Raw genomic sequence first — 15,168 nt, forward strand, 5'->3', positions numbered from 1 at the left:
ACAATTCCGTTTCACAAGAATGCAGGCACGGCCTGCTGCAGTTGGGCAATTTCGGTGGTGAACTTTACCAACTGCGCCATGGTTGAGATGTCGGGAATTTCCTGGAAAAAATTCGTCGGATAGTATTCGCGCGACAAATCGGCAAGCTGACCTGCGAGCGCGTCGTCGCGAGATGAGCGAGGATCACCTGCGAGCGCGCCGAAGATCACTTCCGATACGATGATCGAGCCGAGCGGTCCAAGGCGCTGGCCCGCTGCCTGCGGTTGCTGCATCGCTTCGAACAGGATGAAGAAGGGCAGCGGCGGATCGTTCGAAAGGGTTTCGATATCTTCGGCCGTCAGCGCGCCATACGCCGGTGCGGCGACCAGCCAATCGCGGAGCTGGCTGACGCGATAGGCGCGGTCGGCAAGCAGGCGTGACGTGGCGATGAACTGCGGTTTCCGCGTTGCTATCTCGGCAATCAGCGCGTCCACCGACCACATGCCGGCGATTCCGGCGCCGAGCAGGTCACGGTAGAGCAGGCCAACCCGCTCGGTCTCGTCGAACGCCGGAAAGATCTGGTCGTTGCCCAACCCGTCGCTGAGATACGGTCCGATGCGCCGGCTGAAGTTCGGCTTGGTTTCATTGATCTCGAAGAAGCGCGACCACTGCACCATCCAGGTTTCATCGAGCGGCATGTTGACCGGATCGTTTGCGGAAGTCTTTTCAAGCGTGCTGTAGAGGTCCTGAATCGACAGATCATTGATGCAGTATTCGTGTCGGACCATGGCGTGGCCGAAGCGAAACGCGCCGTGCGAGAACTCGAACGGAATTTCCCAGTCGCCGGTCGCAATACCCTGGCCGGCTTCATCAGGCCGATCGATGAAGTGCGGATCCGGCCCGCTATAGGCGGCATAGATCGCGGGGTGAATGACCCGCCGCATCAGATCGTTGCGGAGAATGTTGTGGTAGATCAGCGTGACGGCCTCGCGGGCGCACAGGAAGCGCTTATAGGCGGCGCCGAACTGGCCGTTCGGCCCGCTGTTGCGTTCCTGTCGGCGTATGAGATCGATCAGGGCGTTGTGCAGCAGCGCGAGCAGCGCAGTCAGTTGCGACATCACGGCGTGATCGTCATTCCGCGGGTCGGCGACCAGGGCTTCGGTGAGGGCAACCCGGACGCCTGCGATGCTGCGGTCGATCCCCGTCACATTCTCGGCCCTGGTCCGCGCGATGTCGCGAAACGGGCAACCGGTCGCGGGCTCGTTCTCTTTCCAGCGCATTCGCCCGAGCCGCAGCTTGGTGCGCCGGTCGTCACTCGGCGCGTCGAGCGCGTAGATATGCGGCGATCCGACAGGACCGCTTCCGTACAGGGTTTCCAGCCGAAGCGGCGAACGGCGTGCATTGGCGGTGCCGGCGCCGAGGCCCCCCGAAACTGAAAGCGGGATCGCTGAATGAACCAGATCGTGCGCCACAAACTGCAACAGATAGGTGTAACCTGAGGGGATCAGAGGGTTTTCCCAGTGCTCCGCCGGTCCACTGCGGTGGGGTGGCCAGTGTATTTCGGCATCCATCCGGCGCGACAGGCGATGCATCAGTGCGCGGAGTTTCGGCAGATATTCCGGTGAAGTGAGCGGGTCGATCCCGAACGCGCGGAAGCGCTGCGATGGATTTGGAGTCCCGAGGAAGTGACGAAAGCCGGGAGCTGCTGTTCGAGCAGAGTCGCGCGTATTGAACTCGGAAGTTCGGAAAGCGGATGCGTCAGCAACTGTCTGCATAGCCATAAAAACTGCTTTCGCGGTTGGCCAATGCGGCGAGATTGGGAAGAAAGTCGTGAAATAATCGTGAGTTAAATCGTTAGAACCTGTGAACATCTGTGGACATCTTTGGGTCTTTCTGGCGGCCGGTCACGTCTGTTTCACGATCGGCGACGCTGCGGTATGATTTGTCCTTGTAGCGGCGACTGCGACAGGAGCGCGTGTGAAGCTTATCGTGACGGCACCCTTGGCGCGCTATTGCGGCGCAATGATCGTGATGATGATCGTCGTAACAGGCGCCGTGCGAGCCGAGCCGGTTTTCTCCTTCGACGCCACGCCGGGCAAGCTGCCGAAGACAGTTGTTCCGATCAGCTATTCCATCGAGCTGAGACCCGACGCGGAGAGCCTCGCGCTTCCCGGCGTCGAAGTGATCGACATCGAGGTGCGCGAGCCGACGGCGCGGCTGACGCTCAACGCCGTCAACACGACGTTTGCTTCCGTAACTGCCGACGATAGCCTCGAGCGCGCCGATGTCGCGCTCGATGCCGCGGCCGAGACGGCGACCTTTACTTTCGCGCGGCCGCTTGCAGCGGGCGCGCATCGGCTGCGCATCGAGTTTACGGCGCGGATCAACAAGTTCGATCGCGGTTTCTTCTTCGTCGATTATCCGACCGACAGCGGCGCGAAGCGGCTGTTGACGAGCAAACTCGAGCCGGCGGACGCGCGGCGGATATTTCCGTGCTGGGACGAGCCCGCCTTCAAGGCGAGCTTCACCCTGACCGTGACGGTGCCGCGCCATTTCCTCGCGGTCGGCAACATGCCGGTCGTGCGCGAAGAGCCGCTCGAGCCGAACCTGAAGAATGTCGCCTTCGCGCCGACGCCGAAGATGTCGACCTACCTGTTCGTGCTGACGGTGGGCGAACTGGAGCGCATCACGGCGGAAGCCGAAGGCGTGACGATCGGTGTCGTCGCCACCACCGGCAAGGCCGCGCAGGGGAAGTTCGCGCTCGACAGCGCGGCGAAACTGCTCGTCTGGTTCAACGACTATTTCGGCGTCAAATATCCGCTGCCCAAGCTCGACCTGATAGCGGTGCCCGGCGGCTTCGGCGGCGCGATGGAGAACTGGGGCGGCATCACCTTCTTCGAGAGCCGGCTGCTGTTTGATCCCGCAACAAATCCGGACAGCGCGCGGCGCGGCATCTTTTCCATCATCGCGCATGAGATGGCGCATCAATGGTTCGGCGATCTCGTCACCATGGCCTGGTGGGACAATCTCTGGCTCAACGAAGGTTTTGCGACCTGGATGGCGACGAAAGCGGCCGAGCAGTTTTATCCGCAATGGCAAAGCTGGCTGAACGGTTACGGCCAGAAGCAGTTCGCCATGGCGCTCGACGCCCGGCGCACCTCGCACCCGATCCAGCAGCCGATCGCCAACGAGAGCGAGGCCATGATCGCGTTCGACGCCATTACCTACAACAAGGGACAGGCGCTGATACGCATGCTGGAGAATTACCTCGGCGAAGCGGCGTTCCGCGACGGCATCCGCGCCTACATGGCCGCGCATGCCTATGGCAACACTACCACCGCCGATCTCTGGCGGGCGGTGGAGCGCGCGGGCCACAAGCCCGTGGCCGAAATCGCTGCGTCCTTTACCGAACAGGACGGCGTGCCGCTGATATCGGCCGAAACCCCCTGCAATGGCGATGCGCAGCGGCTGACGCTGCGGCAGGGTCGTTTCGTGGTCGCGCCGGCGGGGACGGCCGCCTTGCCGTCGCGCAACTGGCCAATACCGGTTGCGGTCGGGAAGGTAGCCATGGCGCAATCGGCCGATGTCGTGCTGCTGAACGGCTCGACCGAAGTCCCGGCCGGATCCTGCGGCGAGGCGATCAAGGTCAATCTCGGTGACATCGGTTACTACCGCGTCGAGTACGGGCCGGCGAGCATGGCCGCGCTGGCGAAGGCGCTGCCGCAGATGCCGGCCGCAGACCGCGTCAATTTCCTCGCCGACGGCTGGGCGATGGTACAGGCCGGCCGCGCCGAGCCGTCGTCCTATCTCGCTTTGGTCGACAACGTCCGCGTCGATGACGGCCGCCCGGTATGGGATCAGGTCATCACGGTGTTCTCCGCGCTCAATCGTCTGTCGCGCGATCGGCCCGAGCGTCCGGCGCTGCAGCGCTATGTCGGCGCCAAGTTGCGTCCCGTGTTCGACCGGCTCGGCTGGGATGGCAGCGGCTCGGGCGACGACGACGATACCCTGCTGCGCGGCAGCCTGATCTGGACACTCGGTGAACTCGGCGACGAAGCGGTCATTGCGGAGGCAAAGCGGCGGTTCGCCGGATTCTTACGCGATCCGCAATCGCTGCCGGCGGCCTTGCGCGATTCCGTCACCCATGTCGTCGGTATCACGGCGGATCGCGCGATGTATGACACGCTGCTGACGCTGGCGCGCAAGAGCACCGTCACCAATGAGCGGCTGCGCTATTATTTTGCAGCCGCCGCCGCGCGCGATCCGGGGCTGGCGCGCGCCACGCTGGACTTGACTCTTGGCGACGAAGTGCCGGGCACGATCGTCACCGGCCTGATCGGTTCGGTTGCTTCCTCCGGAGAGCAGCCTGACCTGGCCTGGGATTTTCTGCAGAAGAACTACGACGCGCTGTTCGCAAAGCAGGGTGCGCAATTTCGCGACCTGTTTATCCCAAACTTCATGACGAACTTCAGCGACGAGCGCCATGCTGCCGAAATCGCAGCTTTCGTGCCGGCTCAGGCGACTTCAGGCGGCCGCATGATGGCGGGCCGGGCGCAGGAAGTAATTGCGATCTCTGCCGACCTCAAAGCCCGTGCGCTGCCGGCGGTCGAGGGCTGGATCAGGGAGCGCAAATGACTGCAACGCGCGGCTTTTCAGGGAACGTTGCCTTGCCCGGGCATTCCGGATAGCCATGACGGACAAACTCTCCCGCGCGGGGCACATTTCCTACCATGGCTGATTTCCACGGCGTCTTTCCCTATCTGGTCTCGCCCATCGATGCGTCAGGCCAGATCCGTAACGAGGTGCTGGGCCGGCTCTGCGATGACCTCATCAAGGCGGGGGTGCATGGGCTGACGCCGCTGGGATCGACCGGCGAGTTCGCCTATCTCGACCAGGCGCAGCGCGCGATCGTTGTACGAACGACCATCGAAGCCGCTGATGGCCGTGTGCCCGTGATCGCCGGCGTCGCCTCGACGTCGACAGCGGACGCGGTGGCGCAGGCAAAGGCGCATCAAAAGCTCGGCGCGGACGGCATCCTCGCGATCATGGAGGCGTATTTCCCGGTCGCCGACGCGCAGGTGGAATCCTATTTCCGCGCCATTGCCGACGCCGTCGACATTCCCGTCGTGATCTACACCAACCCGCAATTCCAGCGCTCCGATCTGACGCTCGATGTGATCGCGCGGCTCGCAAGCCATCCGCGCATCGGCTACATCAAGGATGCCTCGACCAATACCGGTCGGCTGTTGTCGATCATGAACCGCTGCGGCGACAGCATCAAAGTTTTCTCCGCGTCCGCCCACATCCCGGCGGCGGTGATGCTGATCGGTGGGTTGGGCTGGATGGCCGGCCCCGCCTGCATCATCCCGCGGCAGAGCGTCGAACTCTACAACCTCTGCAGGGCGGCGCGCTGGGATGAGGCGATGGGGCTGCAACGCAGGCTGTGGCGTATCAACGAGGCCTTTGCCCGCTTCAACCTCGCCGCCTGCATCAAGGCCGGCCTCGACATCCAGGGTTACGCGGTCGGCGATCCCGTCCCGCCGCAGGCACCTCTGACCGCCGAGCAGCGCAAGGTGGTCGAACAGGCATTGCTGGACCTCGGGTAACTGGCTTGCGAGTTGCATAAACCGCATTACCTCATCCGGCCGGGCCGAGTTGTCTCGACCTGAAAACCCGCTAAAACCCCGCCCAATCCGACAAGAAGCTCGAAGGACAAACTGATGAATATTCTTCCCGGCAATATGCGTTTTGGTGCGGGCCAGCCGGTCAAGCGTTTGGAAGACCAGAGACTGCTCACCGGGAAGGGACAGTTTATCGACGACAGGCCGGAGGAGGGCGCGCTGTGGCTGTACGTGCTGCGCTCGCCCCATGCGCACGCCAGGATCAAGTCGATCGACACCAAGGCCGCGCTTGAAATGGCCGGGGTCGAGGCCGTCTATACCGGTGCCGACCTGGTGAAGGACGATATCGGCACCCTCCCGACCCTTGCGATCTTCCAGCGGCCGGACGGCAAGCCGATGACGGTGCCGCCGCGGCGCCTGCTGGCGCATGAAGTCGTGCGGTATGCCGGCGAGGCGGTGGCCGCTGTGGTCGCGACGTCGCGGGTGCTGGCGCAGACGGCGGCCGAAGCGATCGCGGTCGATTACGAGGTGTTGCCGTCGGTGGTCGATCCGGTCGAGGCGGTGAAATCAGGTGCACCCGCGGTGTGGCCGGAGGCGCCCGACAACGTCGTGGCCGCCATGAGCTATGGCGACGCCGCCAAGGTCGAGGAAGCCTTTGCCAAGGCTGCGCACACGGTCTCGCTCGATCTGGTCAGCCAGCGGCTGGTGCCTTCGGCGATGGAGCCACGTTCGACGATTGCCGAGATCGAGAAGAAGACCGGACGGCTGATCCTGCACGTGCAGTCGCAAACGCCCGGCTCGACCCGCGACCTGCTCGCGGAATCCATTCTGAAGCGGCCGAAAGACAGCGTGCGTGTGCTGGTCGGGGATATCGGCGGCGGCTTCGGCCAGAAGACGAGCCTTTATCCCGAGGACGGCATCGTCGCCTACGCCGCGACCAAACTGAACAGGAAGATCCGCTGGCGCGGCGACCGCACCGACGAATTCGTCGGTGGCACCCATGGCCGCGATCTCACTTCGACCGGCGAATTCGCGCTCGACGCCAAAGGCCGCGTGCTCGCCTACCGCGTGCGCTCGATCGGGGGCACCGGGGCGTACTCGTCGGGGACCGCCAACATTATCCCGCTGGTGCTCGGCCCGTTCGTGCAAACCGGCGTCTACGACCTGCCGCTGGTGCATTTCGAAGTGAAGTCGGTGATGACCAACACCGCGCCGGTCGGCGCCTATCGCGGTGCGGGGCGCCCCGAGGCGGTGTTCATCGTCGAGCGGCTGATGGATGCCGCCGCGCGGCAGATCGGCATGGACCCGCGCACCATCCGCAAGGTCAACTACATCAAGCCCGCGCAACTGCCTTACACCAATGCCGTCGGCCAGGTGTACGATTCCGGCGCCTTCGCGCACATGCTGTCGCGCGCCTCGGAGCTTTCGGACTGGGACGGTTTTGCCGCGCGCAAGAAGGCGGCGAAGAAGAAGGGCCTGCTCTACGGCCGCGGCCTCACCAGCTACATCGAATGGACCGGCGGGCGCGCGCATACCGAGAAGGTCAGCCTGCACGCGACCGCAGAAGGTCGCATCGTTCTGCACTCCGGCACCATGGCGATGGGGCAGGGCCTGCAGACCGCCTACACGCAAATGATATCCGATACGCTCGGCATTGCCATGGACAAGATCGACGTGGTGCAGGGCGACACCGACCTCGCCATCGGTTTCGGCAGCGTCGGCTCGCGCTCGCTGTTCGTCGGCGGGACGGCGGTCGCGGTCTCGAGCAATGACATGATCCAGAAGGCGCGCGAGAAAGCCTCGAACGTCCTGGAAACGTCCGTTGAGGATATCGAGTATCGCGATGGCTGGCTCAGTGTGGTCGGTACCGACAAGCGCATCAACCTGTTCGAAATCGCGAAGAAGGAAGACGGCGCGCGGCTGTCAGTCGATTCCGAAGGCGAGGTCGACGGGCCAAGCTGGCCGAATGGCACGCATATCTGCGAGGTCGAGATCGATCCCGAAACCGGCATCACGCGGGTGGTGCGCTATACCACGGTCGACGACGTCGGGATCGCCGTCAACCCGATGCTGGTGGCCGGCCAGGTCCATGGCGGCGTCGCGCAAGGCATCGGCCAGGCGCTCTATGAGGGCGTCGCCTACAGCGAGGAAGGGCAGCTATTGACCGCGAGCTACCAGGATTACTGCGTGCCGCGCGCCGACGACATTCCGCCGATCGCCGTGACGCTGGATGATTCCGCGCCCTGCCGCACCAATCCGCTCGGCGCCAAGGGCTGCGGCGAGTCCGGCGCCATCGGCGGCCCGCCCTGCATCACCAATGGCGTGATGGATGCGTTGAGCGAACTCGGCATCAGGCAGCTCAACACGCCACTGACGCCCGCGAAGGTGTGGCAGGCGATCCGGGATGCGAAAGCGGGAGCGTAGCGCCCGCGAACCTCGCCGTATTTTTCGGTTTCATTCCTCGCGAAAGAGGAATACAACCTTTACGTTTGTCGATGTGCCGGGCTCACCTCGGGGAGAACGACGATGTCGCTTGCAAATTTGGGCAGGATTGCCGCGATCGTTTGTGTTTTGCCGATGCTGTTGATTGGTCCGGCTGCCGGCAAGGACGATGACTCTTGGAAGGTCAAGCCCGACGTGATCGGGAAGGATGACGAGCCATCCGAAGACGTCAGCGGTATTGCGTGTACGACGCCGAAGGACTTTCCGCGCTCCTGCCTCGTCATCGACGACAATCTGCAAGCCGCGCAGTTCGTTGAACTCTGGGAAGGCAGACTGGTCCCAGGCAAAGCCATCAAACTGATCGGCAACAAGTTCAAGAAGAAGAAACTCGAACTCGACGGCGAAGGCGTCGCCTTTTCGAAGGGCTTTTTCTACGTCATCGGCTCGCACGGCCATCCGCGCGACAGCGACAAGAAGCTTGATCCGGAGAAGCATCGCGACAAGATCGATGCAAAGATCGCCGCCAGCAGCCAGATCGTCCGCTTTCGCGCCAAACATGGCGACGACGCGAAAGTCGAGCGAACGTCAAAGCTGAAGAAGATCATCGCTGCCGAGTCTGCCTTCAAGGGGTTCGTCGACGAGCGGCTGGATGAGAACGGGGTGACGATCGAGGGCATCGCGATCAAGGACGACACGCTGTTCGCCGGATTTCGCGGGCCGGTGCTTAAGGACGACAAAGGCAAGAGCAGGGCCGTCGTGCTGTCGGCTCCGCTCGATGCGTTGTTCGACGGTGGCAGGGAGCGACACGAGGCGTTCCGCCTGCCGCTCGGGCAAGGTCGCGGGGTGCGCGATCTCGCCGCCTTTGAAGGCGGTATCCTCATTCTCGCCGGCCCCGCAGCATCTGAGCCTGGCACCTATGCGATCTATTCGTGGGACGGGAAAAGCGAAAACGTAGAGCCGCTGTCCGAGCTCACGCAATTCGCATCCAAGCGGAAGCCGGAGGCGTTGCTGCCACTGGACAAGAACGGCTCGAAGCTGCGCGTCCTCATCATGTTCGACAGCGACGAAAATGGGGCTCCGACTCCCGTCGAGGTATCCGCTCCCTGAATGCCTACCCGGCTGCCTAGATCCCCAGCACCATCTTCGCCACGATCTCGCGCTGGATCTCCGACGAGCCGCCAAAGATCGTGTACGCCCGGCCATTGAGATATTCCGGAACGATCGGCAGCAATTCCTCAGGGATGCCCGGCGCCTCGTTGAGCCGGTAGAGCGGCCGCACCGGCTCGACATAGAGGCCGTCATTGCCGATCACGTCGACGCCGAGCCGCGTCACCGCCTGGCGGATTTCGCTGACGCGCAGTTTTAGCAGCGACGACACCGCGCCGGGATTTTGTCCGGTCTGCAGCGCAGAGAGCACCCGCAGTTCGGTCATCTCCAGCGTATCGATATCGACCTCGATCTCGGACATCCGCAATGCGATATCGGGATCGTCGATGGCGCGGCCGGTCAAGTCGGATTCGGCGAGGTCGGAAATCGTCTTCAGTGCGTCGCGCAATTTGGCCGAGGCGATGCCGGCGCCACGCTCGAATTCGAGCAGATATTTGCCGTAGGTCCAGCCCTTGCCTTCCTCGCCGACGCGGTTGGCGACGGGTACGCGCACATCGTCGAAGAACACCTGGTTGACCTCATGGTCGCCGCCGATGGTGAGGATCGGCCGCGTGGTGATGCCCGGGCTCTTCATGTCGATCAGGATGAAGGAGATGCCGTCCTGCTGACGCTCGCTCTCGCTGGTGCGCACCAGCGCGAACATCCGGTTGGCGTGATGGGCATGCGTGGTCCAGATCTTGGTGCCGTTGATGATGTAGTCGTCGCCGTCGCGCAACGCGCGGGTTTTCAGCGACGACAGATCGGAGCCGGAGCCTGGCTCGGAATAACCCTGACACCAATAGTCCTCGCCGGAGAGAATTCGCGGCAGGTAAAAATTCTTCTGCTCGGACGAGCCGAAGCCGATGATGACGGGGCCGACCATCTTGACGCCCATGACATTCACATTCGGCACACCGGCGCGGGCGCATTCGGTCTCGAAAATCCAGCGCTGCGCCGATGTCCAGTCCGGTCCGCCATGGTCCACCGGCCAGCCCGGCGCGCCCCAGCCTTTCTTATGCAGGGCGCGCTGCCACGCCATGCCGATATCAGGGTCGGAGAACACCGAGGGCGTCAGCGCGGTGGCGCGTTTCATCTCGGGCGTGAGGTTTGCCGCGATGAAGTCGCGCACCTCTTTCTCGAAGGCGCGCTCTTCGGCGTTGAAAGCAAGATCCATGGTAGGCTCCCTTCAGGCCTGAACGGCGCGGCCGCCGAGGGCGGCATGACGGCGATAGTGATGGGCGCTGCCGCCGAACAACGTGTCGAAGGCGAGCAGCCGCTTGAAGTAGGCCCCGATGTCGAGCTCTTCTGTGACGCCCATGGCGCCATGAAGCTGGACGGACTGTTCGGCGACGAAGCGCGCGCATTTGCCGATCTTGGCTTTCGCGCCCGAGGCGGCGCGGCTGCGCACGACCGGCTCGGCGTCGGCCATCAGTGCGGCACGCAGTGCCATCGAACGCGCCTCGTCGCATTGCATCGCCACATCGGCAAGGCGATGCCGGATAACCTGGTTGGCGGACAGCGGCCGTCCGAACTGTTTTCGAATTTTGGTGTATTCGAGCGTCTGGTCGAGCAGCGTTTGCATGATGCCGACGGCCTCAGCCCCAAGCGCAGCCATCGCGCGGTCGATCGTGGCTTCGATCGCGGGCAGCGCGTCGCTGCCATTGCCGAGCAGGGCGTCGGCAGGAAGCTGTACATCCCGGAGTTCGAGCTGGCAGGCCCGCCCGCCGCCGAGCCGCGGAAAGTCGCGTAAGGCGAGGCCGCGCGCGCCTTGCGGTACCAGGAACAGGCAGAGCTCGCCCGGTTTGCCGTTGCCGCCATCGACGCGGGCCGAGACGATGATCTGTCCGGCGGCGTTGCCCGTCCAGCACGGCGGTCTTGTGTCCGTCGAGGCGCCAGCCGTCCGGCGTTTTCTTCGCCGTGGTTCTGACATCGGCCAGATCGAAGCGCGCCTGGCGTTCCGAATGCGCGAACGCCAGATACAGCGAGCCGTCGGCGATCTTTGGCAGCAGCGCCTGCTTCTGGAACTCTGTGCCGCATTCCGAGACCAGCGACGCGCCGATCACCACGGTCGAGAGATATGGCTCGGATACCAGGCCACGCCCGAACGCTTCCATCAGGATGCCGATCTCGATGGCGCCGCCGCCTAGCCCGCCATGGGCCTCCGAAATCGGCAGCGCCAGCCAGCCGAGATCGGCAAACTGTTTCCAGATGTCCGCGCTGAAGCCGAGCGGATCGCTGGCGACCTTGCGGCGGTGATCGGCGGTATAGGTCTCGCTGACGAAGCGATCGGCACTTTCGCGCAGCAACCGCTGCTCGTCACTTGGGGTAAGGTCCATATGATCTGCTTTGCTCGTTCTATTTTGCTTGCGCCGGTTTTCTGACGGAGGGATGCAGGCCTGCGGGATCCACGATCATTCCGAATTCCTGAAGGTTATGCGCGTGGCAGAGCTGATGCAGCGCGAACGCCTGCTCGATCGCCGCCGGCTGCCCCATCACGTCGACGGAGCGATTGACCGCTTCTTTTGTAAGCTTCAGCGCGAACGAAGGTTTTGCTGCGATCCTTTCAGCAAGCTTCATCACGAAGGAGGAAAGTTCGTCACGCGGTACGACGTGGTTGACCATGCCGAGCCGGTGCGCTTCCTCGGCGCTCCACACGTCTGATGTGAACAGCAATTCCTTGGCCTTGCGCGGACCAAGCTCCCATGGATGCACGAACCATTCGACGCCGCAGACGCCCATGGTCACGACGGGATCGCAGAACTCGGCGTCACTGCTTGCGACGATCAGGTCGCAGGCCCATGCCAGCATCAGGCCGCCGGCAATGCACTTACCGTGCACTTCGGCAATCGTCGGTTTCGCCAGATTGCGCCAGCGCCGTGTGATCTGCAGATAGATTTCCTGCTCGCGCGCGAAACGGCCGTGGGCATTGGGTTCGGCGAACCCGCCCCAATTTCCGACCGGCGGAAAATCGACGCCGGCGGTGTTCTTGGCCCCCGGGCGCAAATCATGCCCTGACGAAAAATGCGGGCCGCGGCCGGCGAGGATGATGACCTTGATCGCGTCGTCCTGCACCGCCTGGTCGAAGGCGGCATTGAGGTCGTAGGTCATCTGCAGGTTCTGCGCATTGCGCGCCTCGGGCCGGTTCATTACGATCCGAGCGATGCGTGGCTCCGGTCGTTCCACGACGATGGTCTCGAACTCCATGACGCCCTCGCGTTTCCCTTATCGTTGGCGGCCATGTTGTAATTTCGGCAAATGATACGCAAGGGCCGTCGCCTGCGAAATAGACCGAAGGCCGTCTCACGCCTGCATACCTGACGCAACCAATCTGATAGACTCGCGTTTGATTTCCTTTAGGGAGAGTTCGATGCGCAGATTATGGACCGTGCTGGCGGCGCTGGCGACACTGAGCCTGACCAATTGCGGCTACAACGCTATTCAGACCACTGACGAGCAAGTCAAGGCGGGCTGGTCGGAGGTCGTCAACCAATACCAGCGCCGCGCTGACCTGGTGCCCAACCTCGTCAATTCGGTGAAGGGATTCGCGCAGCAGGAAAAGGACGTCCTGCTCGGGGTCACCAATGCCCGCGCCAAGGTGGGCAGCATCCAGGCGACGCCGGAGGTGCTGAACGATCCCGCCGCGTTCCAGAAATTCCAGGAAGCCCAGGGCGAACTGTCGAGCGCGCTGTCGCGGCTGTTGGTCGTGACCGAAAACTATCCGCAGCTCAAATCGGACGCCCTGTTTCGCGATTTGATGTCACAGCTCGAAGGCACCGAGAATCGCATCACCGTGGCGCGCAACCGCTACATCAAGGCGGTGCAGGACTATAACGTCGGCATCCGCACCTTCCCGAACAACCTGACGGCGATGATGTTCGGCTACAAGGAGAAGCCGAACTTCACGGTCGAAAACGAGAAGTCGATCTCGACGGCACCGAAGGTGGACTTCAACCCGACGCCGGCGCCCGCGAAGTAACGGGGTGAGCAGACGACCCGCGATGAACGCTGCAAGAGCCTCCATTCTTGCGCTGCTGCTGTGCTGGGCTTGCTCGGCGCTTGCGCTCGTGGCGGTGCCGCCGCTGAGCGGTCAGGTGGTCGATCAGACCGGCACGCTCAGTGCCGGCGACATCGCAGCGCTGACGCAGACGCTCAAGGATCTCGAAACGCGAAAAGGCAGCCAGGTCGCGGTGCTGATCGTGCCGACGACCGACGGCGAGGCCATCGAGCAGTACTCGCTCCGGGTCGCGGAGGCCTGGAAGATCGGCCGCAAGAAGATTGACGATGGCGCGCTGCTCGTCATCGCCAAGAACGACCGCCGCCTGCGCATCGAGGTCGGCTATGGCCTCGAAGGCGCGCTCACAGACGTCACCAGCAAGCGCATCATCGACGAAGACATCACGCCCAAATTCAAGGCCGGCGATTTCGCCGGCGGCGTCTCCGCGGGCGTCGGCCGGATGGTCCGGGTCGCCGAGGGCGAGAAACTGCCGGAGCCGGAACCGCCGCATTGGCAGGACACTGGTTTCCTCAATGGTATCGATCCGTTCAATCCGTTCGTCCTCGCCTTCGTGTTCATTGTCGGAAGCGCGCTGAGGGCGGCGCTCGGGCGTCTGGTCGGCTCGGCTGCGACCGGCGGGTTCGTCGGAGTCCTGGCGTGGCTCTTGCTCGGCAGCCTGGGAGTGGCTGCGGTCGTCGGCGTGCTTGCCTTCCTCGTTTTCGCGTTTATCGATCTGATGCCCTCCGGCGGCAGCCGCGGCACGCGGGGCGGCTGGTCAGGTGGTAGCAGCAGCGACTGGGGCAGCAGCAGTAGCGGCAGTTCGGGCGGCGGCTTCAGTGGCGGCGGCGGCAGCTTTGGCGGCGGCGGCGCATCGGGGAGCTGGTAACATGAGCATCAGGCGTATCGGCAGGCATCTCCTCGAACACCGCTGGCGGCTGCGGCGGATCTTTCCGCCGCAAGCGCTGGCGAGGATCGAGCAGGCGATCAAGTCAGGCGAAGCCACCCATTCCGGACAGGTGCGTTTCGTGGTGGAAGGCGCGCTCGACGGCGCGCCGCTGTTTCGCAATCAGCTCGCGCGGGAGCGGGCGGTGGATATTTTTTCGCAATTGCGGATCTGGGACACCCTCCACAACAACGGCGTCCTGATCTACCTGCTGCTCGCCGACCACGACTTCGAGATCGTTGCCGACCGTGGCATAGACGCCAGGGTCGGCCACGCCGGCTGGGAAAAAATCTGCGTCGAGATGGAGACGCAGTTCAGGGGCGGAAATTTTGAAGGCGGCGTGATCAAGGGAATCGAGGCGGTGTCGCGCGAGTTGGCGACGCACTTCCCGGCGCAGGGCGCAGGGCCGAATGAATTGCCGGATGCGCCGGTGGTGATGTAACTCACCACCAGCCTAAACCAATGGATAAGTCGGCTCATCCGTTGCCATGGTGTGGGCCTACCACGGTACGCCTCGGCAATACCTACGCGCAATGGCGTCAGCCGGCTCTGTGTGTCACTGATCAAAATAGTTCAGGTAACCGCAATGCAAGCAACGGAACCGGACCCACGAGCCGGCAGTTGCAAGACAAGGTCGGCGGCGTAACGCCCGCCGGCCTTTCTCTTGAACTTCTCGATATTGTACGACTCGTGATGAGCCTCGCGCGATCAAGTTGCGCTGCAGGTATCGCTATCCAGCAACCTGGATAGTTGCTCTTATAATTTTCACGAGCACTCCGCCGGCCAGCCACGATGCGTAATTCGCGAATAGATCGTCTTGCGCAGATTTACCTGCGCGGGGCCAGCTCGAGTAGGCGTGCTTGCGGTATTCGGCCAGCGTGACGTTCATGTGCCGGCAAAAAACCGAGTACGCCCGCGATTGTGAAGCAGCTCATACTACAACCTCTGAACGAAGGAATAGGCTGATCATTGAGGGAGTATGCAGTATGCGCTGTGTTCTACCTGCTTCATCAACTCGCATATCGTTCAGCAGCTCTGGTTTG

General features: G+C 63.2%; 10 protein-coding genes and 1 pseudogene. 7 read left to right on the forward strand and 4 right to left on the reverse strand.

The genetic code is table 11. The features are described from left to right. Window positions 1–11: 11 nt before the first annotated feature. On the reverse strand, window positions 12–1,760 hold the full coding sequence (locus ACVWVY_RS12670; RefSeq protein ID WP_456626681.1) for a hypothetical protein: 1,749 nt from the start codon (window positions 1,758–1,760) through the stop codon (window positions 12–14). Between the two features lie 196 nt (window positions 1,761–1,956). On the opposite strand from ACVWVY_RS12670, the gene ACVWVY_RS12675 reads away from it, so the two are divergent. From ACVWVY_RS12675 to ACVWVY_RS12690, 4 genes are all read left to right on the forward strand, one after another. After that, the gene (locus tag ACVWVY_RS12675) at window positions 1,957–4,614 is read left to right on the forward strand and encodes a M1 family metallopeptidase (protein WP_456626682.1); all 2,658 of its coding nucleotides are present in this window, start codon (window positions 1,957–1,959) and stop codon (window positions 4,612–4,614) included. Between the two features lie 95 nt (window positions 4,615–4,709). After that, on the forward strand, window positions 4,710–5,585 hold the full coding sequence (locus ACVWVY_RS12680; protein ID WP_456626683.1) for a dihydrodipicolinate synthase family protein: 876 nt from the start codon (window positions 4,710–4,712) through the stop codon (window positions 5,583–5,585). 114 nt (window positions 5,586–5,699) lie between these two features. Then, the gene (locus ACVWVY_RS12685) at window positions 5,700–8,024 is read left to right on the forward strand and encodes a xanthine dehydrogenase family protein molybdopterin-binding subunit (protein ID WP_456626684.1); all 2,325 of its coding nucleotides are present in this window, start codon (window positions 5,700–5,702) and stop codon (window positions 8,022–8,024) included. A 102-nt stretch (window positions 8,025–8,126) separates the two neighbouring features. Next, on the forward strand, window positions 8,127–9,149 hold the full coding sequence (locus tag ACVWVY_RS12690) for a DUF3616 domain-containing protein (protein ID WP_456626685.1): 1,023 nt from the start codon (window positions 8,127–8,129) through the stop codon (window positions 9,147–9,149). A 16-nt stretch (window positions 9,150–9,165) separates the two neighbouring features. Here ACVWVY_RS12690 and ACVWVY_RS12695 read toward each other — a convergent pair whose 3' ends face one another. The 3 genes and pseudogenes from ACVWVY_RS12695 to ACVWVY_RS12705 all read right to left on the reverse strand — a co-directional run bounded on the left by ACVWVY_RS12695 (window position 9,166) and on the right by ACVWVY_RS12705 (window position 12,392). After that, window positions 9,166–10,362, reverse strand: coding sequence for an acyl-CoA dehydrogenase family protein (locus ACVWVY_RS12695; RefSeq protein ID WP_456626686.1), 1,197 nt, complete (start codon window positions 10,360–10,362; stop codon window positions 9,166–9,168). 12 nt (window positions 10,363–10,374) lie between these two features. Next, window positions 10,375–11,524, reverse strand: a pseudogene (locus ACVWVY_RS12700) (acyl-CoA dehydrogenase family protein). A gap of 19 nt (window positions 11,525–11,543) precedes the next feature. After that, on the reverse strand, window positions 11,544–12,392 hold the full coding sequence (locus ACVWVY_RS12705) for an enoyl-CoA hydratase (protein ID WP_456626687.1): 849 nt from the start codon (window positions 12,390–12,392) through the stop codon (window positions 11,544–11,546). A 163-nt stretch (window positions 12,393–12,555) separates the two neighbouring features. Between ACVWVY_RS12705 and ACVWVY_RS12710 the strand changes: the two genes are divergently transcribed. From ACVWVY_RS12710 to ACVWVY_RS12720, 3 genes are read left to right on the forward strand one after another with little or no spacing between them, the layout of a single operon-like run. After that, window positions 12,556–13,164 carry a LemA family protein gene (locus tag ACVWVY_RS12710; protein ID WP_456626688.1) on the forward strand — a complete coding sequence of 203 codons (609 nt, stop codon included), beginning with the start codon at window positions 12,556–12,558 and terminating at the stop codon, window positions 13,162–13,164. Between the two features lie 22 nt (window positions 13,165–13,186). Then, on the forward strand, window positions 13,187–14,068 hold the full coding sequence (locus ACVWVY_RS12715) for a TPM domain-containing protein (RefSeq protein WP_456626689.1): 882 nt from the start codon (window positions 13,187–13,189) through the stop codon (window positions 14,066–14,068). A gap of 1 nt (window position 14,069) precedes the next feature. Continuing rightward, a complete protein-coding gene (locus ACVWVY_RS12720) occupies window positions 14,070–14,567 on the forward strand; it encodes a TPM domain-containing protein (protein ID WP_456626690.1) in 498 nt (165 codons plus the stop codon). The last annotated feature ends 601 nt before the right edge of the window (window positions 14,568–15,168 follow it).

This window comes from Bradyrhizobium sp. URHC0002 (assembly GCF_054059515.1).

Excerpts from the sequence above, each read along its gene's own strand:
- ACVWVY_RS12710 (WP_456626688.1), top strand. The coding sequence starts at position 12,556 with ATGCGCAGATTATGGACCGTGCTGGCGGCGCTGGCGACACTGAGCCTG.
- ACVWVY_RS12715 (WP_456626689.1), top strand. The coding sequence starts at position 13,187 with ATGAACGCTGCAAGAGCCTCCATTCTTGCGCTGCTGCTGTGCTGGGCT.
- ACVWVY_RS12690 (WP_456626685.1), top strand. The coding sequence starts at position 8,127 with ATGTCGCTTGCAAATTTGGGCAGGATTGCCGCGATCGTTTGTGTTTTG.
- ACVWVY_RS12695 (WP_456626686.1), bottom strand. The coding sequence starts at position 10,362 with ATGGATCTTGCTTTCAACGCCGAAGAGCGCGCCTTCGAGAAAGAGGTG.
- ACVWVY_RS12705 (WP_456626687.1), bottom strand. The coding sequence starts at position 12,392 with ATGGAGTTCGAGACCATCGTCGTGGAACGACCGGAGCCACGCATCGCT.
- ACVWVY_RS12685 (WP_456626684.1), top strand. The coding sequence starts at position 5,700 with ATGAATATTCTTCCCGGCAATATGCGTTTTGGTGCGGGCCAGCCGGTC.
- ACVWVY_RS12670 (WP_456626681.1), bottom strand. The coding sequence starts at position 1,760 with ATGGCTATGCAGACAGTTGCTGACGCATCCGCTTTCCGAACTTCCGAG.
- ACVWVY_RS12680 (WP_456626683.1), top strand. The coding sequence starts at position 4,710 with ATGGCTGATTTCCACGGCGTCTTTCCCTATCTGGTCTCGCCCATCGAT.
- ACVWVY_RS12720 (WP_456626690.1), top strand. The coding sequence starts at position 14,070 with ATGAGCATCAGGCGTATCGGCAGGCATCTCCTCGAACACCGCTGGCGG.